Origin of the sequence: Pseudomonas sp. Marseille-Q1929, from assembly GCF_017316265.1 — a bacterium.
Taxonomy (GTDB): Bacteria; Pseudomonadota; Gammaproteobacteria; order Pseudomonadales; family Pseudomonadaceae; genus Aquipseudomonas.
The window spans coordinates 183,975-208,077 of the sequence record NZ_JAFLWU010000008.1; the positions used below are offsets into that span (position 1 = coordinate 183,975).

The window sequence follows — 24,103 nt, forward strand, 5'->3', positions numbered from 1 at the left end:
CTACCCGCATCGGGTCGATTTAGCCCCGCATCCAGGTGCCGAGGCGTACCGGTGGCGCGATACGGTTGGAAAATGACTTGAATCGGGTAGAGGCCCGTGGGTGGCCCTGGCTACCGTTCCAGGCTGCCTGTTTCGCGGGCAGGTATTTCCCCCAACCGGTGTCCTTGGAGTGGCAGATGTCAGTCGATTCAGGTTTACAAGTGCGCAGCCTGCGCAAGCGCTACAACAACGGCGTCGAAGCGCTGCGCGGCGTGGACCTGAGCGTGGGCCCCGGCATGTATGGCTTGCTGGGGCCCAATGGCGCCGGCAAAAGCAGCCTGATGCGCACCTTGGCGACGCTGCAACCGGCCGACGCCGGCAGTATTCATCTGGATGGCGTAGACGTACTGGCTGACGGCAATCACCTGCGCCAACGCCTCGGTTATCTGCCGCAGCAACTGGGCGCTTATCCCGGCGTGAGCGCGCGTGACCTGCTCGACCGCTTCGCCTGGCTCAAGGGGCGCACCGATGCCCGGCAACGCCGCGAGGAAATTGAAGGTCTGCTGAGCAAGGTCAACCTGCAAGACGCCGCACACCGTGCGCTGGCCACGTATTCGGGCGGCATGCTGCGCCGCTTTGGCATTGCCATCGCGCTGGTGGGCGCGCCGCGTTTGTTGATTGTCGATGAGCCGACGGCGGGCCTCGACCCGGCGGAACGCAACCGTTTCCACCGGGTGCTGGCGGATGTTGCCGCCGAGTCGATTGTGCTGCTGTCGACCCATATCGTCGAAGACGTCGAGAACCTGTGCAGTCGCCTGGCCGTCCTGGCCGCTGGGCGGATCATCGTCGAAGGCCGCCCGGCGGACCTGCTGGAGGCCGAGCAGGGGCGCTTGTGGCAAGCGCCGTTTGGCCGTGGCGAACCCTTGCCCGCCGCGTTGCATGTGGCGGCCACTCCGCAAGGCAGTCGGGTGATCGTGCACGGCGAACGGCCCCTCGATCCGCGTTTTACGCCCCACGCCCCGCGCCTGGAAGATATCTATTACCTGGCCTTGGCCCAGGCCGGCGAGGCGCCCGACGCATGAACCACTTTGCCTTGATGCGCCGCGAAGCCTGGGTGGAACTGCGTGCCGGGCTGCGCAGCGGGATTCCCTTGCTGGTGTTCCTCGGCCTGGCCGGCTACTTACTGATGTCCCTGACCAACGCCGACTACGTGCAGAAAATGGGCGCCAGTGAGATCCCGCGCAACGCCCCGAGCCTGATCTACCTGATGTCCTGCGGCTGCATGTTCTTCCTGTTTTTTGCCTGGGCCTGGGTGTTTGCCCAGCCGGCCCTGCGCGACCGCAAGGCGCAGTTGGAAGAAGTGCTGCTGGCGTTCCCGGTGTCGCTGCCGGCGCTGTTGTGGGGACGCTTTATCGGCGCGGCGATGGTCGGCGGGTTGCTCGCCAGTGCCCTGGTGGTGGGCTTTTTACTGAGCCCGATCCTTGCCTGGCTGGGCTGGGTGCCGGCGGCGAGCATCGGCGCGCCGGCATGGTCGGCGCTGGGGTTCGCCTGGGTGGCCTTGCTGTTGCCGGTGAGCACCGGCATCGGCGCGCTGTATTACTTGCTGGCGTTGCGCAGTCGCGGGTTGGCGGCGCCGTTTGCGTTGGCCACCGTGCTGATGCTGCTGTGGATGTTTGCGGTGGTGGTGCTCAAGGGCGGGCAGATCAACCCATTGTTGGCGGCCAGCCTTGATCCGTCGTTGTTTACCTTTGCCCAGGCCCAGGTGGAAACCTGGACGGCGGCGCAGAAATCCGAGGCCCTGCTGGCCTTGACCCCAGGCTTCTGGCTCAACCGCAGCCTGTGGTGTGCGCTGCCATTGGTGCTGTTGGCCTGGGTATTGGCGCGCACCACGCGCGAGGGCCTGATGGGGCGTCGTTCCGGCGCTGTACTGGCAGAGCCTCCGATGCGCTTGGCCGAGGGTACCGCGGTGCTCGGCCCCGTGCTGCGCAGCCACTGGCCTCGGGCGTTGTGGTACGAAGCCCGTTGGCAGTCACGCCAGGTCTTCGCCCGCAAGGTGTGGTGGCTGGCCCTGGTTCTGCTGATGGTGATGGGCGTGCTCAGCGGCTTTGTTCATGGGGTGTGGCACGCCCGTGGGCCGATGTTGCCGAGGGCGGACTTGAGCTTGCCGTTGCTGTCCAGCGCGCTGTTCCTGGTGCTGGCGTTTGTATTGGCGGCGCTGGTGGGGCTGGTGTGCCGACGCGATGACGTCGAAGGCCTGGGCGCGATGCTGCACGCCACGCCGGCCCCGGCGTGGGTGCGCCTCTTCGGGCGGGTGCTGTGTGTGGCGGTGGCGACGTTGCTGCTGGCACTGGTGCCGGGTGCCGCCAGCCTGTTGATCACTGCGCTGGTTGCACCGCAAAGCCTGGCCCCGGGTTTTGTGCTGACCTATCAACTGCTGGTGTTCGCACCGCCGTTGCTGGAATTGGCAATGCTGACTCTGTTGGTGCACACGCTGATCCGCCGCGCCGGCCTGGCTTACGCGACGTCGATGCTGCTGACGTTTTTCCTGGTGCTCAACCATGAACTGGGGCTGGTGAGTTACCCGCCCTATGAAATGGCCATCCCCGCCCATGTGGCGTTGTCGGCGTTGACCGGCTGGGCGCCGTGGTGGCCGTACCTGGCGACGCTGGCGGGCTGGAAGCTGGCGGGGTGTGGGGTGATGGTGGCGGTGGCGGCCTCGTTTGCGCCCCGTGGCATGGGACGTGTGCCCGCGGCGCTGCTGGCGCTGGGCGTGCTGGGCCTGCTCGGCAGCGGTGTGTTGCTGCATCGCCACCTGGTGGAGCAGGGTGATTACCGCTCCAGCGCCGACGAGTTGGCCGAACGTGCCGCCTGGGAACAGCATTGGCTGGCCGATGCCGGCGCGTGGCAAGTCGCCGGTGGACAGGTGCAGGTGCAGATCGACAGCGTGCGTCGCCAGGTGCAAGGGCAGTGGCGCCTGGACCGGGTGATCGCCGCCAACGGCCATCTGGACGCCGAACTGCCACGGGGTTTGCACGTGACCGGCGCCAGTGTCATGGGCCAAGCGGTCGCCGTCGATCAGGCCAGCGACCACCTGCGCATCCCCTTGGGTACGTGTGCGATGGCAGGGTGCCGCGTGACGTTGCACTGGACGCTCAGCGCCAGCGGTTGGCCCGCCGACGGTGACGGCCTGTGGCTGACACCCCAGGCCACGTGGCTGGAAGCGCGCCGGGTGCTGCCGCGCCTGGGCCTGGACCCGGAGCGCGCCTTGCGTGCCCCCGCGCAACGCATTGCCGCCGGGTTGCCCGCGCTGATGCCGGTGTTACCGATGGGCGCGGCCGTGGCGGCGCAAGCCGTGGCCCCGGCCGGGGATTGGCAATGGACGATCAGCCTGGATGGGCAGCCGTTCAGCGGCCACAGCCAGCATCCCCTGGACTTCGCTTACCGCCTGACGCCACTGGCCTCGGCCCAACACCTCGACGGTGTGCAGGTGCTGGCCGATGCCAGCCGCCAGCACACCGCCCGCGAAGTGCGCGAGGACCTTACGGCGATGACCGCGTGCGTGGCCCAGCGCCTGGGCGCAAGCCCGACCGTCAGCGAATTGAGCCAGTGGCCCAGCGGCATGGGCGCCAGTCGCCTGAGCAATGCGCACCTGCTGCTGGCCCAGACACCTCACTGGGACGTGGCGGCCAGCGGCGTCGGGCGCTGGGCGCGGCGTGCACAGATCGCCGAACTGTTGGCCCGCCAACAACTGCTCAGTGCCAGCGATCTGCGCGAACAACCGGGGCATGTGTGGCTCAGTCAAGGCGTGGCCGGCGCCGTGGGCTTGCTGTGTGTGGGCGAGGTGGACGGTCCACAGGCCCGCGCCGCTTTGATCGCGCTGATGGCCGATGACCTGACCCGCGCATTGGGCAGCGACGGCGAGCCCGTCGGCACCCTGGCCAACGCCCGTGCAGAAGGCTGGGCTGCGTTCTATGCGCCGCTGGCCAGCCTCGACTGGGTCGCCCGCCAAAGTCCCGAACAACTGCTGGCAATGACTGCCGCCGTGCGCACTGGCCAGGGATGGCCCGTTTCGATCCAGGGCCTGCTCGGCGCGCCCTCGGAAGCCGTGGTGACCCAGGCGCGCCAGCGCTGGGGAACACCGCGATGAATGTCCTGAAACCCTTATCCCTGGAGTTCTACATGCCTGCCCAATTGACCCTCAAACCCCTGCACCGACCGCCAGGCTGGCGCGCCAACGTGCTCACTCAAGCCTTGGCCCTGGCCCTGTCCAGCCAGATGTGCAGCGCGTTTGCCGCCGACTATCTGCCGAGCCCCGAGACCCTCGAGCTGGCGCCGCTGACGGTCAGCGCGCGGCTGCATCAGGAGAGCGCCAAGGACATCCCGTTCGGCCTGTCGGTGCTCGACGGCCAGGCCCTGGAGACCCGGCGCCTGCGCACCCTCGAAGACGCACTGCGCGCCACCCCGGGGGTGGACGTCAATTCGTGGGGCGGCGCCAACGATGCCAACGTGCGCATCCGCGGTGTCGGTTCGCTGAACCAGATGAGCATGGATGACGGCTCGGTGCAGCTGAATGTGGACGGCGTGCCGATGTCGGTGCGCAACGCGGCCATGGCCACCCTGGATGTGCAGCAAGTGGAAGTGCTCAAGGGCCCCCAGGGCACGTTGCTGGGGCGCAACAGCGAGGCCGGCGCGATCAACGTCACCACGCGCAAGCCGACCCGCGATGGGCAAGGCTATGTGCGCGGCGAAGTCGGCCAGCAAGGCCAATTCATGACCGAGGGCGCGCTGGGCGGGCCATTGACCGACACCTTGGCCGGGCGCATCGCCGTGCGCCGCTCGGGCTTTGACAATTGGGTCGATGACCAGCAAGACGGCGACCCGTTGACCCGTCCCCGCGACCTGGCCCTGCGCGGCAGCCTGCTGTGGGACAACGACAGCGGCACCAGCGGCCTGCTGGTGGCCGAGCGCCAACGCGCCGAGCATTACGCCGGGCTGGAAATGCTGCGCCCGTTCGGCAACCGCCCGAGCCTGGACTACACCCCCGGCGTGTTTGACGGCAACCAGAAGACCAACGAGCGCTACTCCTTCGAACTCAACCACGACTTGGCGCAGGCGCGACTCACCTCGATCAGCGCCTATACCCGCACCGATTTCAATGCGGTCAAAGGCTACGACCGCAACATCACCCGCGCGCTCTACGGTGCGCCGTTCGAATACCTGATCGAAGACACGGCCCGCGAGCAAGTGTGGAGCCAGGACCTGCGCCTGGGCTCCTTGCCGGACGCCGAGGTGTTCTGGGTCGGCGGGGTGAACCTGGCGCGGTCCGAGCGCAGTTTCGATTCGGACAACTTCACCAACGGCTCCTGGCAACAGCGCGATTTCACTACCAACAGCTACGCGGCCTATGGCGAGATCACCGTGCCGCTTGCCGAGCGCTGGAAGCTCACCACCGGCCTGCGCCACAGTTGGGACCGCAAGACCTACGGCGCTGACTACGCCAGTGGCGGCGCGGTGACCGGCGACAGCCGCCAACTGCAAGACCACTACAGCACCGGCCGCGTGGCCTTGGCCTATGCGTTGACCGCGCAGACCAACCTGTATGCCGTGGTGTCGCGTGGCTACAAGTCGGCGGGGTTCAACGATTACGCCACCTCGGTCAAGGACAGCGAGCCGTACAAAGCAGCCAAAGTGAATGCCGCCGAACTGGGCTTCAAGCATGAAAGTGCCGGCGGTGCGCTGAGTGTGGAAGGCGCGTTGTTTATCACCCGTGTCGCCGATGACCATTTGCTTGGGTACGACTTCACCAGCCTGGCCGTCAGCGCGGTGAATGCCGACACCCGCAGCAAGGGCGCCGAGCTGTCCACGACCTGGCATGTGAACGACGAGCTGACCCTGGGCAGTGCCGTGAGCTACACCAATGCGGTGGTGACTTCTGATGCGCCGGGCGTCTCCGGCGGCGATGTGGCCGCTGGCAGCCGTGTCCCGGATGTGCCGCTGTGGAGTGGCAATTTCAGTATGGCCTGGACGCGCGACTTGCCGAACCTGCTGGGCCTGCCAGCGCCACGGCTGAACACCTTGCTCAACTACCGCGTGCAGAAAAACCGCCCGGCCGACGCGCAGAATCACTATGACCTCAAGGGCTACGCCAAGCTGGACCTGCACCTGGGCCTGGAAAGCGGCGGTTCGGAAATCTACCTGTGGGGCGACAACCTGCTGGATGCGCGGTATGACCTGTACGGTACCTACTCGACCGACTCAGTGCTGACCGGTATGCCGGCACGCGGGCGCTCGGCGGGGGTGGGTTACAGCTACGCGTTTTGAGGCGCGGGGAGTCGGCACGCCGGCTCCCCGGTTTATTCAGAACTGATAGGTGTAGCCGACGCCCAGGGTGCGGCGGCGCGCCGGGGCGCCATAGGCCACCGGGTCGCTGTAGAAACCGTAGGTGTCGTAGGTCTGGTTCAGCAGGTTGTCGGCAAAGGCATACACCTCGCCGAAGCGGCTTTCGAGGCCGGCGCGCAGGTCGAGTTTCTCGTAGTTGTCCAGGTTGAAATGGTTCTGTGGATCGGCCGCGCGTTCGCCCACCAGGTGGTAGTTGAGGCTGGTGTTCAACGTGGTGTCGCCGAGGCTGGCGACGCTGCCCAATGGGTGTTTCCAGCTGGCGTTGAAGTTACCGCTCCAGCGCGGCACGTCGGGGGTGCGGTTGCCGGCGTTGACGTCGCCAGCCTGGATGCCCAGCACCGCGCTGGTGATCTTGGCGTCAAGGTAGGTGGCGCTGGCGGCCAGGGTCAGGCCGTGGTCGAAGTGCCAACTGCCTTCGAGTTCGGCACCCCGGGTGCGGGTGTCGGCGTTGAACGCGTTGGTGGCAAAGGTGGCGGCGTCGTAGCCGAGCAGGTGGTCGTCGTGGACGCGGGTGAAGAACAGCGCGCCATTGAGGCTGCCACGGCGGTCGGCGGTCTCGCTCTTGAAGCCCAGCTCGGCGGTTTTGCTGACGGCGGCCTTGTACGGTTGGCTGTCACTGACCTGCGAGGCGTAGTCATTGAACCCACCGGACTTATAGCCCCGCGCCAACTGCACATAGACATTGGTCTGCGGGCTGATGGCGTAGCTCAGGGCCGCACGGCCGGTGCCGTAGTGGTCGGTGAGTTTGCGCGAATCGTTGACCGCGTCGCTGCCGGCGAAATACTGCCCGTCATAGGTCTTGCGGTCCCAGGAATGGCGGTAGCCGGTGGTCAACTTCAGGCGTTCGGTCAGCGGGAAGGTGGCTTCGCCATAGCCCGCATAGGTGGTCGTGGTGAAATCGCGGAACTTCGCCCCGGAGGTGCCGTAGGTATTGCGCGGCGTGTCGTAGCTGCGCTCGTTGCGTGTGGCGGCGAGGCCGGTGACCCAGAACACGTCCGCGTCGGGCAGGGCGCTCAGGTGCACGTCCTGGCTCCAGCTGCGCTCGAAGGATTTATCCACCACCCAGAACTCGCTCGGGGTGCCGTAGAGGGCGCCCATCAGCTTGCTGTCGTAGGCGATCAGGCCTTCGAAATCAGCGGTGCTGGTGGCGGTGGTGGAGGTCAGGCGACTGTTGGCGAAATCGTGATCGAGCTTGATCGCATAACGCTCGGTGGTCTTGTAGTTGTCATCGAACAGGCCGGGACTGAGATCCAGGCTCGGGTCGCTGCCGTAGGGGCGCAGCACCAGGGAGTTGGTGGCGCGCTTGGTCTTTTGCCGCTCGGCGCTGAACAGCACGTGGGTGTCGTCGCTGACGTCCCACAGCAGGCTGCCACGGAAGGCTTCGTTGCGCGGCTTGGTCAGCGGTTGGTTGTTCTGGTCGTTGTCGATCCAGCTGTCGTAGCCCGCACTGCGCACGGCCAGGCGCCCGCTGAGCTGGTCACTGATCGGGCCACCGATGGCCCCTTCGCTGAGGAACTGGCCTTGCTGGCCGACTTCGCCGCGCACATAACCTTGTAGTTCGCGGGTCGGCTGGCGGGTGGTGATGTTCACCGCGCCGGCCTGGCCGATCGCTCCGGACAGCGTGCCTTGCGGGCCCTTGAGCACTTCGATGCGCTCCACGTCCAGGGTCTCGAACCCCAGGCTGCGCGACGACACCGGCACGCCATCAATGTTGAACGCGACGGAGCTGTCATCCATCGACATCTGGTACAGCGAGCCCACGCCACGGATCAGCACGTTGAAGTCATTCGGCCCACCGGACGAGTTGACGCTGACCCCGGCGGTGTTGCGCAGGGCGCTTTCCAGGGTGTCCAGGCGTTGCACGCGCAGCTGTTCGCCGCTGATCACGCTGAGGCTGATGGGCACGTCCTTGGGGTCTTCCTGCGTCATGCGTGCGGTGACGGTGGAGGCGGGCAGTTGCACCGCTTCGGCGTAGACGTAATGACTGAGTGTCAAACTGATAGCTATTGTTATAGTGTAACTACTTTGCGTGAGTCGGCGAGTCGACATGATGGGGCCTTGGCTGAGGATTTTGGAGAGTCGCGATAACGGCCAAGATGCTAGTGATTATCAATTGCGCGACTCTACCCCGATGTGGTCTGATTCGAGCCGTATCCGGTCAGCAGGGAGATTCAACGATGTCAGCTGTTCAGGCGCCCACGCCGGTCTCGCAGATCATTGCCAACGGCTATCGCGGCGAATTCGGCCCCGGCAACCAGTGCCGGGTCACCCGCGTGACCTTGCACGGCGGGCTGGACATCGTGCGCTGGCAAAGCACGTTTGCGCAGGCGGTGGAGCTGCCGTTGCAGGACGACAGCGAACGCATCCACTTCAGCTTCACCCATCGCCTCAAGGGCAAGGCCCATTGCAGCTTCCACGACGGCCGCCGGCACACACGCCATGCGATCAACGAAGGCGCCGGCAGCATCAGCTTCGGGCGCAGCCGCGAGGGCCTGTATCACCAGCAGGGGGAGATCGACAACATCACCGTGATGATCAACCCGCAGTTGCTGGCCCAGTGGGACGTGGAGATTGATCCGATCCTGGGCAGTGCGCTGGCCTGTGAGCATTGCTTCCTCGACGGCTACCGCAGCGGCGAAATGAGCGCCACCGCGCACCTGCTGTGCAACGCCATGGACCTGTCCCAGCCGCGCAGCAGCCTGTGGCTGTACGGCCAGAGCGTCACGCTGGTGAGCCTGTTCCTGCAAGCCCGGCGCAATCTCGCTTGCACCTGCCGCCTCAGCCCCCTCGACCGCCAACGCCTGCTGCGCGCCCGCGAGTATTTGCTCGCGGACCTGGGCAAGGCGCCCAGCCTGCCAGCGCTGGCGCGGGAGGCCGGGATGAGCCAGCCGAAATTGACGCGGGGCTTTCGCCAGCTGTTTGCCAACAGCGTGTACGGCGTGTTCCAGCAAGCGCGCATGGCCCAGGCGCGTAGTCGCTTGATGGAAGGCGAGGCGTCGGTGATGCGGGTGGCGTCGGACCTGGGTTATGCGAACGCCAGCCATTTTGCGACGGCGTTTCGCAAGCAGTTCGGGATCAATCCGTCGAGCTTCAAGGCCGGTGCGGGTCACGATTGACCCGTAAGCCGCAAAAAACAGCCACTCGTACGAGTGGCTTTTTTTTTGCCTGGGATGTGTCCGGTGCAGCGCCTTCACCCACTTTTGCCGGCAAGACAGCATTCCAAAAACGACCCACGACTTTCCTGAGAGCGACCTGTCGGTTTTTTAACACCTGCGGTTAAGCGGTTGAATTAAAACGGAAAAATATAATATCAATTGTGTTTTATCTGAATTCTATATGTATACAGAGAAAATACATCCTATTGACCGACCCTTTTGCCCATGCCAGTCTGGCTTCACCCAGCCGCCTTTGCGGTGCCGAATTTCCTTGTTGTCCCATCACACCGACCTCCATCCCTGGAGGTTTGAAACTATAACTACAACGTAGATCGAGGCATGCCATGAAGACATTTTGGAAAACCGTTTGTGCGGTTGCGTTAGTGGGGTTGGTGACGCTTCCGGTGCAGGCCGAAGAAAAAACCATCACCGTCGGCACCATGTCGTGGGAAGACCTGACCCCTATTACCGGCATTACCAAGAAGGTTTTGGAAAACGCCGGCTACACCGTCAAGGTGGTCGAGTTCTCCGAGGTCGGCATTGCATATGCCGCGTTGACCAAGGGTGATGTGCAAGTCCTGGCGTCGCAGACCGACTACGCCACCCAGGATTACTGGAACAAGAACAAGAATCGCCTGGAAAAACTCTCGCCGGTTTCCTACGGCCTGTACCAGGCTATCGCCGTGCCGAAGTACGTCGATATCGACTCGCTGGAGCAACTCAACGACAACGCCGACAAGTTCAGCGGCAAGATCATCGGCATCGAGCCGGGTTCGGGCCTGATGAGCGATGCCAACAAAGCGGTGAAGGACTACGGCTTCAAGCTGCAACTGCTCGAAGGCAGTACCGCCGCGATGACCGCCGCCCTCAAGTCCGCCGTTGACCGTAAAGAGTGGGTCGCCGTGACCATCTGGGAACCGTCGTGGATGGCGCAGAAGTTCGACCTCAAGTTCCTCAAGGACCCCAAAGGCTCCTTTGCCCCGCCGCAAGCCTACTACTGGATCGGCCACAAAGGTTTCGCCGCCGAAAACCCCCATGCCCGTGAAGTCATCGCCAGCGTCTACGTGCCCCTGGCCGATATCACCGCGATCAACGGTGCGGTCAAGGATGGCCAGACCATGGACCAGGCCGTCTCCAGCTGGGCCGACAACCATGCCGACCTGATGAAGCGCTGGGCCAATATCAAACAATAATCTTCGCTGCATTTTTGCCACTGCCAGGTACGGACAACGCGTTCTGATCCATTAGAAAAACCAGCCCGACTGGTTCAATAGGCTTAGCAATGACAACGGTCAAAATAGACACCAACGAAGTGCTTGTGGATTGCCAGTCGGTCTGGAAAATCTTTGGTCAGAACGCCAAGGCGGCGATGGACGCCGTCGTCCACAAGGACCTTGGCAAAACCCAGGTCTTGCAGGATTTCAGCTGCGTGGTTGGGGTGTCGGATGTGAGCCTGCAGGTTCGCCGCGGTGAGATTTTTTGCATCATGGGGTTGTCCGGCAGTGGCAAATCGACCCTGATCCGCTTGCTCAACAAATTGATCACCCCCAGCGCCGGCAAGGTGCTGGTCAAGGGCCAGGACTTGTCGGCGTTGTCGCCTGCGCAGTTGCGTGATGTGCGCGCCAAGAACATCGGCATGGTGTTCCAGAGCGTGGCGCTGCTGCCCAACCGCACCGTGCTGGAAAACACCGCGTTCGGCCTGGAAGTGCAGGGCGTCGGCAAGGCCGAGCGCTACAAGGTGGCGGAACGTGCGCTGGCCAAGGTCGGGCTGACCGACTGGGCCGCGCGCTACCCCAGCGAACTCTCGGGCGGCATGCAACAGCGTGTCGGCCTGGCGCGGGCGTTGACCGCCGACCCGGAGATCATCCTGATGGACGAGCCGTTCAGCGCGCTCGACCCGTTGATCCGTCGCCAGTTGCAAGACGAATTCCGCCAGCTCACCAAAGAGCTGGGCAAGTCCGCCGTGTTTATCACCCACGACCTGGAAGAGGCGATCCGCATCGGTGATCGCATCGCCATCATGAAGGACGGGGTGATTATCCAGGTCGGCACCGCCGAAGACATCGTGCTGAACCCGGCCGACGACTATGTCGCCGAATTCGTCGCGGGCATCTCGCGCTTGCATCTGGTCAAGGCCCATTCGGTGATGACGCCCATCGCGGCGTACCGCCAGGCCTTCCCGCTGTGCGATTTTTCGCGGTTGCCGCAGACTTCGCCCGATACCGACATCGACGCCTTGATCGGCCTGACCATCGGCGCCGAGCTGGAACCGCTGGCGGTGGTCGAGCACGGCGTGGTGGTCGGTATCATCACGGCCAAGGATCTGCTGCGTGGCGTGCAAGGCATCCCCAACGACGCCCACGCCGTGGCGCCGGTGCTGGAGACCACGCCATGACGACCCCGGATTTTTCCGCCCAGTTCGACGCTGCCGTGGATGCGGGCCTGATGTGGTTGCAGGACAACGGCGAGTTCTTCTTTGAAGCCGTCAACACCGCGCTGAACGGCGTGTTCAAGGGCGTGCTGTGGTGCATCGCCGCGCCGCCGTTCTATGTGATCGCCCTGGTGATCGGCCTGTTGGGCTGGCGCATGGTCGGGCTGCGGTTTGCCGTGTTGTCGGCGCTGGCCTTGCTGCTGTGCAGCTTTATCGGCCTGTGGCCCGAGACCGTCAGCACCCTCGCGCTGGTGCTCACGGCCACGTTGCTGGCCCTGCTGGTGGCGGTACCGTTGGGCGTGTTGGCCGGGCTGGCGCCGGCGTTCGACCGCGTGGTCGACCCTTGCCTGGACCTGGTGCAGACCCTGCCGCCGTACATCTACCTGCTGCCGGCAATCGCCTTGCTCGGCTACGGCCCGGCGACGGCGTTGCTGGCGACCTTTATTGTCGCGGTGCCACCGGCCTTGCGCCTGACCTCGCTGGGCATCCGCATGACGCCTAAGGAGTTCGTCGAACTGGGCGACGCCAGCGGCGTCACCGGCCTGCAGATGTTCTTCAAGATCCGCTTGCCGTTCGCCATGCCGAGCATCATGGCGGGGGTGAACCAAAGCTTGATGATGGCGTTCGGCATGGTGGTGATCGCCGGGATCGTCGGTTCCGGCGGGCTGGGTGAAGCCATCTACGGCGCGGTGCGCACCCTGGATATCGCCAAGTCGATCAATGCCGCGCTGGCCATCGTCATCCTCACCATGATCCTCGACCGCCTCGCCCAAAGCGCCGCTGAATCGCGCACCGGAGCCAGCCAATGAACCTGACGGACTTTCGTTTCTCCCCCGGTGCCTTCCTGGCGCCGGCGATTGATTGGCTGAATGCCAACCTGCACGGTGTGTTCGTGCTAATCAGCAAGATCATCGAAGCCACCCTCGGCGCCATCGAGACCGCGCTGCTCGCGCCCCATGCCTATGGGTTGATTGCCATCGTGGTGCTGCTGGCGTGGGTGCTAGCCAACTGGCGCGTGGCCGTATTCGCCGGCTTGATGTTGGCGTTCTGTTTGTTTGCCGGGCTGTGGGTGGCATCGATGCAGACCATCGCGCTGGTCTCGGTGGCGGTGCTGATTTCGGTCAGCGTGGCGTTCCCGCTGGGCATCCTCGCGGCGCGGGTCAAGCGCGTGGATGCGGCGCTGCTGCCGATCCTCAACATCATGCAAACGGTGCCGCCGTGGGTGTACCTGATCCCGGCAGTGATGCTGTTCAGCCTGGGGCGCGTGCCGGCGATTATCGCCACCATCGTCTATGGCATCCCGCCGATGCTGCGCCTGACCACCCTGGCGTTCAAGCAACTGCCCAAGGACTTGCTGGAGTTGGGCCAGGCCATGGGCGCTTCCCCGCGGCACATCCTGTTCAAGATCGAATTGCCCACGGCGGCGCCGACGCTGCTGGTGGGGCTGAACCAATGCATCCTGCTGTCGCTGGCGATGGTGGTGCTGGCCGGCTTGGTCGGCGCGGGCGGCCTGGGCGCGGAAGTGACGCGCGGCCTGACCCGCATGGAAATGGGCCTGGGCTTGCGTGCCGGGCTGGCGATTGTCGCGGTGGCGCTGTTGCTTGATCGCTTGTCACGCGGCGCCTTGCAGCGCCAGGCACGGCGGACGTGAAGTGGTAGCGCGACGCCAATTCAGCGATGTCATGCAGTGCAAGAACCTGCGTTATCTCAACGATCATCCAGGCCAGGAGGTGCGCAAGGCGAGGGCGGGTTTTGTGCTGCTGGAGCATTTTTCGCTGCCGGCCTTTACCCAGGCGCTGGACACGATCGTCACCGCCAACCTGATCCGGCCCGAGTCGTTTGCGACGCAAACCTTTGGCCTGGCGTTTGATGAAGTGGTCAGCGACCTGGGCCTGGTGATCCGGCCCGATGCGCGCCTGAGCCTGGACGCGGTGCTGCAACTCGACGTGCTGGTGATCTGCGGCGGCTACCGCACGCCGCTGCGCTACAACGATGAGCTGAGCCTGTTGTTGGGCGCTGCGGCGGAGCAGGGTGTTGCCTTGGCGGGCATCTGGAACGGTGCCTGGTTTCTCGGCCGGGCCGGGGTGTTGGAGGGCTATCGCTGTGCGATTCACCCCGAGCACCGCCCGGCGCTGGCGGAGATTGCGCGGCTCAGTCATGTCACCAGCGAAGCCTATGTGGTGGATCGCAATCGCCTCACGGCATCGAGTCCGACTGGTGCCTTTTATATGGCGCTGGAGTGGATCCGCGGCCTGCACGGCAAGACCCTCACCGATGGCATCGAGGACATCCTCGCGTTCGAGGCTTCGCGTTTTCGGCGGGCCAAGCCGCTGTTGAGTGTCTCGGTCAGCGGGCCGTTGCGCGAGGTGATCAACCTGATGGACGTGAACCTCGAAGAGCCGCTGCAAATGGAGGACCTGTGCCTGTATGCCGGGCGCTCGCGACGGCAGATCGAGCGGCTGTTCAAGGAGCAACTGGGTACCTCGCCGCAGCGCTACTACATGGACCTGCGCATCACCGAGGCGCGGCGCTTGTTGCAGCACACCTCGCTGACCATCGTCGAGGTCTCGGTGGCCTGTGGGTTTGTCTCGCCCAGCCATTTCAGCAAGTGCTACAGCGCCTATTTCGGCCATCGTCCGTCCAAGGAAATTCGCCTGGTCAAATAGCCGTATGGCCCCACAGGAGCGGGGCTTTGCTTGATGTTTATGTTGTGTATTTTAATTGTAGACACAAAGTATTTTGTTGTTTTATAGTGCGAATACAGGTAGTAGACCGTGTGCACTTACTACTTAGGAAGGTTTCACCATGGCTACCAAAGAACTCACTACGCCGGCTCCGGTCGAGCCCAGCATTGACCGCAAGGCGGTATTGGGTGAGGCGCTGCGCCGCCGCATCCTCAGCATGGAACTGGCACCGGGTGCCGTAGTGGACGAGTTGGCGCTGTGTGATGAGTTCGGTTTGTCGCGCCCACCGGTACGTGAACTGATGCGGCAAATGGCGGCGGAAGGGTACATCGACCTGGAAGCCAACCGTGCCGCGCGGGTCTCGGCGATGAGTTACCAGTCGCTGCGCAGTTTTTTCCTCGCGGCGCCGCTGATTTACATCGCGACGACGCAACTGGCCTGTTCCCACGCAACCCCGGCCGAAGTGGTGGAATTGAAGCGCATCCAGGCGCTGTTCCGGACCGCCATCGAGGAAAAGGATGTTGAGAACCGGGTGTTGTACAACGACGAGTTCCACCTGCAAATCGGCAAGATGGCGCACAACGCCTACCTGATGCCGAGCTTGCAGCGCTTGCTGATCGACCACGCCCGTCTGGGCAAGATCTTCTACCGCCACCCGACCACGGTGGACATGCAGGAAGACCTGGAAGTGGCCGCCCAGCAGCATGACGACATGATCAGCGCAATCGAACACCACGATCCGGTCTTGGCCGGGGAAATCGTGAAGGCCCACCTCGAACTGTCCCGTCGGCGGATGTCCGAGTACGCGGCCCCCGAAGGCCTGGATGTAGCGCTTACGCTTTGACCTTTTGATGCAGGCCGAAGTGACGCGATGCAGACGGGTAGCTGTTAGCTCTAACAACTATAAAAGAACCCAGGTCGCGAATAATGGCACTCATCAGAAACACCCCGGCAGACGATTCAACCTGTGGCTGGTTCCACCTGAGCCCGCCGCGTGTGGCACGCCCGCGTCATAGCGGTATCAGCGCCACGCGCTGGGCCGTGGTCGGCGCGGGGTTCACCGGCCTTGCGGCGGCGCGCCAACTGGCGCTGAACTTCCCGGATGACGAGATCGTGTTGATCGAAGCCCAGGAAGTCGGCTACGGCGCTTCCGGGCGCAACGCAGGCTTTGCCATCGACTTGCCCCACGACATCGGCGCCGAAGACTATATCGGCGACATCGCCACCGCCAGGATCAGCATGGAACTCAACCTCGCCGGGCAATCCATGCTGCGCGCGCTGGTCGAGCAGCACGGCATCAACTGCCAGTGGCGCGATTGCGGCAAGTACCAGGCGGCTATCGAAGACCGTGGCATTGCCGTGCTGGACGCCTACCGCCGTGGCCTCGACAAGCTTGGCCAGGCCTATCAGGTGATCGACGCCGCTGACTTGCCCAGCCGCATCGGCACCGATTTCTACCGCAAGGCACTGTTCACCCCGGGCACCGCGCTGGTGCAGCCGGCGGCGCTGGTCAAAGGCCTGGCGGACACCTTGCCGGCCAACGTCACCCTCTACGAAAACACCCCGATCACCGCCGTCGAGTACGGCGACAAAACCGTGCTGATCCACAAGAACGGCCGCATCATCGCCGACAAGCTGGTGCTCACCAACAACGCCTTCGCCATGAGCTTCGGCTTCCTCAAAAGCCGCATGCTGCCGATCTTCACCTACGCCAGCCTGACCCGGCCACTGAGCGAAGACGAGCAGGCGCGCCTGGGCGGCGACCCGTTCTGGGGCGTGATCCCCGCCGACCCGTTCGGCACCACCCTGCGCCGCACCGTGGACAACCGTTTGCTGGTGCGCAACAGCTTCAGCTACAACGCCGACGGGCGCAGCAACCCCAAATACCTGCAACGTTTTGTGAAACGCCACAAAGAATCCTTCGACCGGCGCTTCCCGCTGCACCGCGACGTCACCTTCGACTACACCTGGGGCGGCTCCCTCAGCCTGTCGCGCAACCACATGGCGCACTTCGGCGAGCTGGCCAAAAACGTCTACGGCGCCCTGTGCTGCAACGGCCTGGGCGTAACCCGCGGCACCGTCACCGGCACCTTGCTGGCCGAGTGGCTGGCGGGCAAAAGCAATCACCTGGTGGACTTCCTGTTGACGTCCCCGGGCCCCAGCAGAAACCCACCGGAGCCGCTGTTATCAGCGGGTGTAAACATGAACTTGTTATGGGGACAAAGCCGCGCCGGCCAGGAAAGCTGACCCGCACTACGTAAGCGCAGTAACACCGAACTTAATCTATTGATTGGACAACAGCAGGCGTTTCAACGACTGCGGTTTCTGATTGAGACGGCTTTCATTCGCCTGGATTTCAAGTGTGCGTTGTACCCCGGCGAATGAACGAAGCGAAGTAGGAGATAATAATGACAAGTCCGAATGCCTCAGTTGAGGATGTACCTCTTAATAACTTTCACCGTGTACTCACGGCCCGTTCGGGCGGGGGTTCATTTGTCGATGGTTATGTTTTAAGCATTATCGGGATCGCCATGTTGCAGATCACCGATGCCTTGCAACTGACCGAGTTCTGGCAGGGTTTGATTGCCGCATCGGCCTTGATTGGCGTGTTCTTTGGCGGTTTTATCGGCGGTTGGTTGACCGATAAGTTGGGGCGCAAGAAAGTTTATTTCATTGGCCCGTCGTTATTTATTGTGTGTTCCCTGGCGCAGTTCTGGGTTGAGTCCGCCTGGGCACTGTTCCTGTTCCGTTTCATTATTGGCCTGGCCGTAGGTATCGAATACCCGGTGGCCACTTCCTTGTTGGTGGAGTTCCTGCCGAAGAAACAACGCGGGCCACGGCTCGCCGCGCTGACCATCCTGTGGTTCGCCGGTGCGGCGTTTGCCTATGTGGTCGGCAACGCCATCATCAACAGCGGCGCCGACGACGCCTGGCGCTACGCGCTGGCCAGTGCGGCGGTGATCGGCCTGGTGCTGTTTGGGCTGCGCCTGGGCACCCCGGAATCGGCGCGCTGGCTGCTCAGCAAAGGCCGCGACGCCGAGGCCGAGCAGGTGATCAAGCGTGTCTACGGCGCGCACTATTCGCTGCGCGATCTGCCGGAGCAGCCGGACGAGCGCAAGATGACCTTCCGCGACCTGCTGCGCTCGGGTTACGGCCAGCGCCTGTTCTTTGTCTCGGTGTTCTGGTCGTGCTCGATCATCCCGGTGTTCGCCGTCTACGCCTTCGCCCCCAAAGTCTTGCAAGCCCTCAACCTGAAAGGCGAGTGGGCCTCCTACGGCTCGATGTTCATCACGCTGCTCTTTGTGGTCGGCTGCATCCTCGCCACCCGGCTGATCAACACCATCGGCCGGCGCAGCATGCTGATCCACAGCTTCCTCTGGTCGGGCCTAGCGCTGTTGCTGCTGGCGGCGTTTTCCAACAGCCATGAATTGCTGGTGTTGTGCCTGTTCGGCGCCTACGCCGTGTTCATCGGCGGCGCCCAGGTGCTGCAACTGGTGTACCCGAATGAATTGTTCCCCACCGAAATCCGCGCCTTTGCCGTCGGCATCGGCACCTCGTTGTCGCGGGTTGGCGCCGCCGTGGGCACCTACCTGGTGCCGCTGTCGCTGACCTCGATTGGCATCGGCAACACCATGTACGTCGCCGCCGGCGTGACCTTTATCGGCCTGGCCGCCGCCTGGGCCATGGCCCCGGAAACACGCTCGTTGAACTTGCGGGACGCAGCGGCCTTGAGCAGCTGAGCGAAAAACACACCACTTTAACTGTTGGAGAAACACCCATGAAATTTGAAGGCATCTACACCCCGGCAATCACCCCATTGACCGCCACCGGCCAGATCGACAACGCAGCCTTCGCTGACGTGCTCGAATACCTGATCGAATCCAAGGTACACGGCATCATCATCGGCGGCTCCACCGGCGAGTACTACGCCCACACGTCCCAGGAGCGCATCGACCTCGCGGCCCACGCCAAGGAAGTCATCGGCAACCGCGTCGCGTTGATCGTCGGCACCGGCGCCATCCGCACTGAAGACTCGGTGGAATACGCCAAGGCCGCCCGCGCCATCAAGGCCGACGCGATCCTCGTCGGTTCGCCGCCGTACGCGCTGCCCACCGAACAGGAAAACGCCATCCACGCCCTGGCCGTGGACCAGGCCGCCGGCCTGCCGATCATGCTCTACAACTACCCGGGCCGCATGAGCGTGAGCATGGGCGACGAATACTTCAAGGCCGTCAGCGCCTCGAAAAACGTCGTGGCCATCAAGGAAAGCTCGGGCGACATGGCTCAGGTCCACCGCCTGGCCACCCACTACCCGCACATCGCGCTGTCCTGCGGCTGGGATGACCAGGCCCTGGAATTCTTCGCCTGGGGCGCGCGCAGCTGGGTGTGTGCCGGTTCCAACTTCGTGCCGCACGAACACATCGCCCTGTACGAAGCCTGCGTGATCGAAAAAGATTTCGACAAAGGCCGCAAGATCATGAGCGCCTTCATGCCGCTGATGGACTTCCTCGAAGGCGGTAAATTCGTCCAGGCGATCAAGGCCGGTTGCGCGTTCAGCGGCCTGCGCACTGGCAGCGTGCGTGCACCGCTGCAACCGCTGTTCGAAGACGAAAAACAAGCGCTGGAAACCGTGATCACCAACCTCAAGCGCGACGTCGCGCGCATCAAAGGAGGTGCATGATGACCCATCTGCTCAGCGCCGCCGAATACGCGGCCATCGCCCAGGATATCCAGTTCCCCACCACGTCCTTTATCAACGGCGCGCCCTACACCTCGGTGTCGGGCAACACCTTTACCACCACCAACCCGGCCACCGGTGAAGTGCTGGCTGAAATCACCGCGTGCAACAGCACCGACGTGGACGTTGCCGTGGCGTCGGCCAAGGAGGCCTTCGACGACGGCCGCTGGCACAAGCTCAGCCCGGGCACGCGCAAGAAAGTCCTGCTGCGTTTTGCCGACCTGCTGGAGCAGCATTCCCACGAACTGTCCGTGCTCGAAAGCCTGGACAGCGGCAAGCCGGTGCGCGAGTGCCAACTGACCGACGTGCCGGAAACCATCCACATGATCCGCTGGCACGCCGAGCTGATCGACAAGATCTACGACAACACCGCGCCGGTGGGCCACGACGCCCTGACCCTGGTGGTGCGCGAAGCCATCGGCGTGGTCGGCCTGGTGCTGCCGTGGAACTTCCCGCTGCTGATGCTCGCCTGGAAAATCGCGCCATCCCTGGCGGCCGGTTGCTCGATCATCGTCAAGCCGGCCAAGGAAACCACCTTGACCGCCTTGCGCGTGGCCGAACTGGCGTCCCAGGCTGGTGTGCCGGATGGCGTGTTCAACGTGGTGTCTGGCGGCGGTCGTGAAGTCGGCGAGCCGTTGGGCCGGCACATGGACGTGACCATGGTCAGCTTCACCGGCTCCACCGACACCGGCCGCCTGTTCCTGCACTACGCGGCCGAGTCCAACCTCAAGCGCATCGTCCTGGAACTGGGCGGCAAGAACCCCGCCGTGGTGATGAACGATGTCGCCGACCTGGACCTGGTGGCGGGGCATATCGTCAACGGTTCGTTCTGGAACATGGGTGAGAACTGCTCGGCCTCGTCGCGGCTGATCGTCCACGCCGACGTCAAGGATGAGCTGCTCAAGCGCATCGGCGTGCAGTTGCAGGCCTGGAAGATGGGCAGCCCGTTGGACCCGGACAACCGCCTGGGCTCGATGGTCAGCCAGGCGCACTTCGATAAAGTCAGCTCCTATCTGGTGCAGGCCGGCCACGAAAACCTGCGCGTGGTCTTCGGTGGCAAGACCGAGGACGGTATCTACGTGCAGCCCACCGTGGTCGACGGCGTAGGCGCCGATAGCCTGCTGTTCAAGGAGGAGATCTTCGGCCCGGTGCTGACCGTGACCACGTTCACCACTCTGGACGAAGCCATCGCCCTGGCCAACGACACCATCTACGGCCTGGCCGCGTCGGTGTACACCGACAACCTGCGCCATGCGATCAAGCTGTCCCGCGAGATCCGCGCCGGTATCGTCACCGTCAACTGCTTCGGCGAGGGCGATGCTTCGACCCCGTTCGGCGGCTACAAGCAGTCCGGTTTCGGCGGGCGTGACAAGTCGATCTGGGCCCACGACCAGTACACCGAGATCAAGACCATCTGGATCGACACGTCCGAAGGCTAAAAAAACCAGGCGCCTCTCTACAAAGCTCCACGCAAGCAGCGATTGAGGCGCCTTTCTTCCAACCGGGTCAACAATAAGAAGTCCACGGCCCAGCTCGTTTTCGCGAAGCTCTTTTCATGACTGCCTATCGTACTGCCCTTACTTCTGCCCATATCACTGCACTGCTGTTTGGCTTGACCGGTATTTTTGGCGCACTGATCCATGCCAGCGCCAGTGTGATCACCTTTGGCCGCGCAGCGTTTGCGCTGCTGGCCCTGGCGGTGTTCGCACACTTGCAAGACCGTGCGTTGCTGCGCGGCCTGAACCTCAGGAAACTCTCGATTTATGCACTCTCGGGGCTGATGCTTGCCGCACACTGGGTGACGTTTTTCATTGCGATCAAGGTCGGTGGCGTGGCGGTTGCGACCCTCGGCTTTGCCAGTTTTCCGGCCTTTATCACCTTGCTCGACATGGCGGTGTTCCGCGACCGGCCGCACCTGGCCGAGGCGCTGTTACTCTTGCTGGTGACCCTGGGCCTGGTGTTGGTGACGCCCTCGTTCGAACTCGCCAACCAGGGCACCGTCGGCTTGCTGTGGGGCCTGGCTTCAGGGCTGTCGTTTGCCCTGTTGGCCATGACCAACCGCCGCGCCACCGACGGGCGCAATGGCGTGCAAGTGGTGTTCTGGCAGAACGCGACGGTGGCCGCGATCATGGCCCCGTTTGCGGTGTTTGACCTAGTGGACCTCGGTGCCGTTGACTGGACCCACCTGGCCATCCTCGGCGTGCTGTGCACCGCCGTGTCCCAGGCCCTGTTCGTCAAAAGCCTCAAGGGCCTCAACGCCCGCAGCGCCGGCATGATCATCTCGCTGGAACCGGTGTACGCCATCGCCTGCGCCTGGTGGTTGTTCCACGAAGCGCCTTCGTGGCGGATGCTCGCCGGTGCGGCGCTGATTGTGCTGGCGATCTTGATGTCGGAGGGCAAGAGTGCTGCGGTGACCGACTGATGGTGCCTGTCAGCCAAGGCCGAACACTGTACCTGTGGGAGCGGGCTTGCCCGCGATGGCGGAGTGTCAGCTGATGCATTCGGTGACTGACACACTGCTATCGCGGGCAAGCCCGCTCCCACATTTTTTGACCGAGTCGGATCGGTCCTCAGGCCGCCGCTTTGCGCCCCGGAATCGCCGCAATCAACTCGCGGGTGTACTCCGTCGCCGGCCGGTTGAAGATGTGCTCCACCGAGCCATGCTCAATCACCCGACCCTGGCGCAACACCAACACCTGGTGCGCAAAGTTGGCCACCACCGACAGGTCGTGTGACACCAGCACATAGGCAATCCCCATCTCCCGTTGCAACTCTTCCAGCAGCTCAAGAATGTGCGCCTGCACCGACACATCCAGGGCGCTGACCGGTTCATCCAGCAGCAACAGGTCCGGTTTCAACGCCAGGGCGCGGGCGATGGCGACGCGTTGGCATTGCCCGCCAGAGAGTTCGCGCGGCAGGCGGTCCAGGTAGCTGACGGGCAGGTGCACGCGGCCGATCAGTTCGCGTGCGGCCTGTTCCAGGGCGGCGCCCTTGAGCAGCCCGAAGGATTCCAGCGGCTCGACGATGCTCTCGAAAATCGTCAAGCGCGGGTCCAGCGCAGCGAACGGGTTCTGCTGCACCAGCTGGATACGCTGGCGCAGTGGGCGGAATTCGCGCCAGCTGAGGTCGGTGATGTCCTGCTGTTCGAAGTGCACGCGGCCGTGGCTGGGTTTTTCCAGGCCGAGGGCGATGCGCAGCGCCGTGCTCTTGCCCGAGCCGGACTCGCCGACAATCGCCAGGGTCTGCCCGGGGTAAACCTCCAGGCTCAGGTCTTCCAGGGCCAGGAAGGTGCTGGCTTCGCCCTTGACCTTGGGCAGCGCGAAGGTCTTGCCGACGTGGTGCAGGCTGAGGATCGGCGCCTGCGTCGGGTCCAGGTTCAGTAACGGTTCGCGGCGCTTGGCAAAAGCCGGCGCGGCGGCGATCAGGGCGCGGGTGTAGTCGTGCCGGGGCGCGTCGAGGATCTGCCGGGGCGGGCCCTGTTCCACCAGTTCACCGTGCTGCATCACCAGGATGCGGTCGGCGCGGTCGGTGGCCACGCCGAGGTCGTGGGTGATGATCAGCAGCGAAATCCCGCGCTCACTCACCAGGCGTTGCAAGTGGTCGAGGATCTTGCGCTGCACGGTCACATCAAGGGCGCTGGTGGGCTCGTCGGCAATAATCAGGCGCGGGTTGCCGGCCAGGGCAATGGCGATCAGCACGCGCTGGCGCATGCCGCCGGAGAGTTCATGGGGGTACTGGCGGGCGCGCAGTACGGGCTTGTCGATGCCCACCTGTTGCAGCAGCTCGACAATGTCGGCATCCACACCGGGATAGCGTTTTCCGTGGGCCAGGATCAGCGCTTCAGCGATCTGCTGGCCCACGCGCAAGGTCGGGTTAAGGCTGACCATCGGGTCCTGCGGCACCAGCCCGACGGTGCGACCGCGCACGCCGCGCTTCTGGCGTTCGCTGGCGTGGGTCAGGTCGTTGCCCGCGATCCACAGTTCGCCGCCGCTGATCTGCGCGTTGTCCGGCAGCAAGCCGAGGATCGCGTTGGCCAGGGTCGATTTGCCCGAGCCGGACTCGCCGACAATCGCCACGGTCTCGCCCTCGGCAATCGCCAGCGACAGCTGTTTGACGGCCGAGGTGAGTTGCCCGCCGGAACGGTAGCTGACACTGAGTTGGCGCACATCCACTAAAGCGCTCATCGCTGGGTCTCCTCGAAGGTACGGGCGATATGGTTGAGGCTGAACACCACGGCCACCAGGAACAGGCCGGGCAACAGGGACACCCACGGGGCGGTGATCAGAAAGTGCCGGCCGTTGGCGATCAGCGTGCCCCATTCGGCGGCCGGCGGTACCGCGCCGAAACCGAGGAAACTCAGCCCCGCCGTGGCAAGGATCGCCGCGCCGAAGTCCAGGGTGGCCAACACCGCCACCGGGCCCCAGGCGTTCGGCAGGATATGGCGCAGCAAGGTGCGCCCCCAGCTGGCGCCGCCCAGGCGCGCGGCTTCGACATAGGGCAGGGTCTTGACCCGCAGCACTTCGGCGCGGGTGGTGCGGGCGAACCCGGGAATGATGCCGACGCCCACGGCGATGGCCACCGGCACCGTGCCAAAGCCAATCGCGGTGACAATCGCCAGGGCCAGCAGCACGCCGGGCAGAGCCAGCAGCACATCGACAACACGCATGATCAGCGAGTCGATCCGCCCACCGGCAAAGCCCGAGAGGATGCCCAACCC

Annotated in this window: 18 protein-coding genes; 15 read left to right on the forward strand and 3 right to left on the reverse strand. The window is 64.0% G+C overall.

Features of this window, described 5'->3' with window-relative positions; genetic code table 11:
* The first annotated feature begins 176 nt into the window (after window positions 1-176).
* From J1G37_RS12445 to J1G37_RS12455, 3 genes are read left to right on the forward strand one after another with little or no spacing between them, the layout of a single operon-like run.
* Window positions 177-1,061: an ABC transporter ATP-binding protein gene (locus J1G37_RS12445; protein ID WP_207042026.1), complete on the forward strand. Its 885-nt coding sequence runs from the start codon at window positions 177-179 to the stop codon at window positions 1,059-1,061.
* Entirely contained in the window at window positions 1,058-4,126 is a 3,069-nt protein-coding gene (locus J1G37_RS12450) for an ABC transporter permease (protein WP_207042028.1), read from the forward strand. Before J1G37_RS12445 ends, J1G37_RS12450 begins: the two co-directional genes overlap by 4 nt.
* Window positions 4,123-6,300, forward strand: a complete 2,178-nt coding sequence (locus J1G37_RS12455) for a TonB-dependent receptor (protein ID WP_242551549.1) — start codon at window positions 4,123-4,125, stop codon at window positions 6,298-6,300. Before J1G37_RS12450 ends, J1G37_RS12455 begins: the two co-directional genes overlap by 4 nt.
* A gap of 36 nt (window positions 6,301-6,336) precedes the next feature.
* Here J1G37_RS12455 and J1G37_RS12460 read toward each other — a convergent pair whose 3' ends face one another.
* Window positions 6,337-8,373 carry a TonB-dependent receptor gene (locus tag J1G37_RS12460; RefSeq protein WP_242551550.1) on the reverse strand — a complete coding sequence of 679 codons (2,037 nt, stop codon included), beginning with the start codon at window positions 8,371-8,373 and terminating at the stop codon, window positions 6,337-6,339.
* A gap of 182 nt (window positions 8,374-8,555) precedes the next feature.
* Between J1G37_RS12460 and J1G37_RS12465 the strand changes: the two genes are divergently transcribed.
* The 12 genes from J1G37_RS12465 (at window position 8,556) to J1G37_RS12520 (ending at window position 21,808) form a co-directional block, all read left to right on the forward strand.
* Window positions 8,556-9,494, forward strand: a complete 939-nt coding sequence (locus J1G37_RS12465) for an AraC family transcriptional regulator (RefSeq protein WP_207042030.1) — start codon at window positions 8,556-8,558, stop codon at window positions 9,492-9,494.
* A 383-nt stretch (window positions 9,495-9,877) separates the two neighbouring features.
* Window positions 9,878-10,726 (forward strand): glycine betaine ABC transporter substrate-binding protein, encoded by an 849-nt coding sequence (locus tag J1G37_RS12470; RefSeq protein WP_207042032.1) that lies wholly within the window; start codon window positions 9,878-9,880, stop codon window positions 10,724-10,726.
* Window positions 10,727-10,815: 89 nt separating this feature from the next.
* Window positions 10,816-11,928 (forward strand): glycine betaine/L-proline ABC transporter ATP-binding protein, encoded by a 1,113-nt coding sequence (locus J1G37_RS12475; RefSeq protein WP_207042035.1) that lies wholly within the window; start codon window positions 10,816-10,818, stop codon window positions 11,926-11,928.
* Complete coding sequence (locus J1G37_RS12480) at window positions 11,925-12,773, forward strand: ABC transporter permease subunit (RefSeq protein WP_207042037.1); 849 nt, start codon at window positions 11,925-11,927, stop codon at window positions 12,771-12,773. The genes J1G37_RS12475 and J1G37_RS12480 overlap by 4 nt, the downstream gene beginning before the upstream one ends.
* A complete protein-coding gene (locus tag J1G37_RS12485; protein WP_207042039.1) occupies window positions 12,770-13,615 on the forward strand; it encodes an ABC transporter permease subunit in 846 nt (281 codons plus the stop codon). Before J1G37_RS12480 ends, J1G37_RS12485 begins: the two co-directional genes overlap by 4 nt.
* Window position 13,616: 1 nt before the next feature.
* Window positions 13,617-14,630, forward strand: coding sequence for a GlxA family transcriptional regulator (locus J1G37_RS12490; RefSeq protein ID WP_207042040.1), 1,014 nt, complete (start codon window positions 13,617-13,619; stop codon window positions 14,628-14,630).
* Window positions 14,631-14,769: 139 nt separating this feature from the next.
* Window positions 14,770-15,492: a GntR family transcriptional regulator gene (locus J1G37_RS12495; RefSeq protein ID WP_124525136.1), complete on the forward strand. Its 723-nt coding sequence runs from the start codon at window positions 14,770-14,772 to the stop codon at window positions 15,490-15,492.
* An 83-nt stretch (window positions 15,493-15,575) separates the two neighbouring features.
* On the forward strand, window positions 15,576-16,895 hold the full coding sequence (locus J1G37_RS12500) for an FAD-binding oxidoreductase (protein ID WP_207042041.1): 1,320 nt from the start codon (window positions 15,576-15,578) through the stop codon (window positions 16,893-16,895).
* A 161-nt stretch (window positions 16,896-17,056) separates the two neighbouring features.
* Window positions 17,057-18,388, forward strand: a complete 1,332-nt coding sequence (locus tag J1G37_RS12505) for an MFS transporter (RefSeq protein ID WP_207042042.1) — start codon at window positions 17,057-17,059, stop codon at window positions 18,386-18,388.
* Window positions 18,389-18,426: 38 nt separating this feature from the next.
* Window positions 18,427-19,329 (forward strand): dihydrodipicolinate synthase family protein, encoded by a 903-nt coding sequence (locus J1G37_RS12510; RefSeq protein WP_207042043.1) that lies wholly within the window; start codon window positions 18,427-18,429, stop codon window positions 19,327-19,329.
* Entirely contained in the window at window positions 19,329-20,825 is a 1,497-nt protein-coding gene (locus tag J1G37_RS12515; protein ID WP_207042044.1) for an aldehyde dehydrogenase, read from the forward strand. Before J1G37_RS12510 ends, J1G37_RS12515 begins: the two co-directional genes overlap by 1 nt.
* 116 nt (window positions 20,826-20,941) lie before the next feature.
* The gene (locus J1G37_RS12520; RefSeq protein ID WP_207042045.1) at window positions 20,942-21,808 is read left to right on the forward strand and encodes a DMT family transporter; all 867 of its coding nucleotides are present in this window, start codon (window positions 20,942-20,944) and stop codon (window positions 21,806-21,808) included.
* A gap of 148 nt (window positions 21,809-21,956) precedes the next feature.
* Here the strand turns inward: J1G37_RS12520 and J1G37_RS12525 are convergent, their stop codons facing one another.
* Together J1G37_RS12525 and J1G37_RS12530 are read right to left on the reverse strand one after the other, a co-directional pair.
* The gene (locus J1G37_RS12525) at window positions 21,957-23,570 is read right to left on the reverse strand and encodes an ABC transporter ATP-binding protein (protein WP_207042047.1); all 1,614 of its coding nucleotides are present in this window, start codon (window positions 23,568-23,570) and stop codon (window positions 21,957-21,959) included.
* Window positions 23,567-24,103, reverse strand: a 537-nt coding sequence (locus J1G37_RS12530) for an ABC transporter permease (RefSeq protein WP_207042049.1), incomplete at its 5' end; no start/stop codon positions are given. The genes J1G37_RS12530 and J1G37_RS12525, both read right to left, overlap by 4 nt.

Excerpts from the sequence above, each read along its gene's own strand:
- J1G37_RS12520 (WP_207042045.1), top strand. The coding sequence starts at position 20,942 with ATGACTGCCTATCGTACTGCCCTTACTTCTGCCCATATCACTGCACTG.
- J1G37_RS12505 (WP_207042042.1), top strand. The coding sequence starts at position 17,057 with ATGACAAGTCCGAATGCCTCAGTTGAGGATGTACCTCTTAATAACTTT.
- J1G37_RS12475 (WP_207042035.1), top strand. The coding sequence starts at position 10,816 with ATGACAACGGTCAAAATAGACACCAACGAAGTGCTTGTGGATTGCCAG.
- J1G37_RS12465 (WP_207042030.1), top strand. The coding sequence starts at position 8,556 with ATGTCAGCTGTTCAGGCGCCCACGCCGGTCTCGCAGATCATTGCCAAC.
- J1G37_RS12485 (WP_207042039.1), top strand. The coding sequence starts at position 12,770 with ATGAACCTGACGGACTTTCGTTTCTCCCCCGGTGCCTTCCTGGCGCCG.
- J1G37_RS12525 (WP_207042047.1), bottom strand. The coding sequence starts at position 23,570 with ATGAGCGCTTTAGTGGATGTGCGCCAACTCAGTGTCAGCTACCGTTCC.
- J1G37_RS12470 (WP_207042032.1), top strand. The coding sequence starts at position 9,878 with ATGAAGACATTTTGGAAAACCGTTTGTGCGGTTGCGTTAGTGGGGTTG.
- J1G37_RS12515 (WP_207042044.1), top strand. The coding sequence starts at position 19,329 with ATGACCCATCTGCTCAGCGCCGCCGAATACGCGGCCATCGCCCAGGAT.
- J1G37_RS12445 (WP_207042026.1), top strand. The coding sequence starts at position 177 with ATGTCAGTCGATTCAGGTTTACAAGTGCGCAGCCTGCGCAAGCGCTAC.
- J1G37_RS12480 (WP_207042037.1), top strand. The coding sequence starts at position 11,925 with ATGACGACCCCGGATTTTTCCGCCCAGTTCGACGCTGCCGTGGATGCG.
- J1G37_RS12510 (WP_207042043.1), top strand. The coding sequence starts at position 18,427 with ATGAAATTTGAAGGCATCTACACCCCGGCAATCACCCCATTGACCGCC.
- J1G37_RS12500 (WP_207042041.1), top strand. The coding sequence starts at position 15,576 with ATGGCACTCATCAGAAACACCCCGGCAGACGATTCAACCTGTGGCTGG.
- J1G37_RS12455 (WP_242551549.1), top strand. The coding sequence starts at position 4,123 with ATGAATGTCCTGAAACCCTTATCCCTGGAGTTCTACATGCCTGCCCAA.
- J1G37_RS12450 (WP_207042028.1), top strand. The coding sequence starts at position 1,058 with ATGAACCACTTTGCCTTGATGCGCCGCGAAGCCTGGGTGGAACTGCGT.
- J1G37_RS12495 (WP_124525136.1), top strand. The coding sequence starts at position 14,770 with ATGGCTACCAAAGAACTCACTACGCCGGCTCCGGTCGAGCCCAGCATT.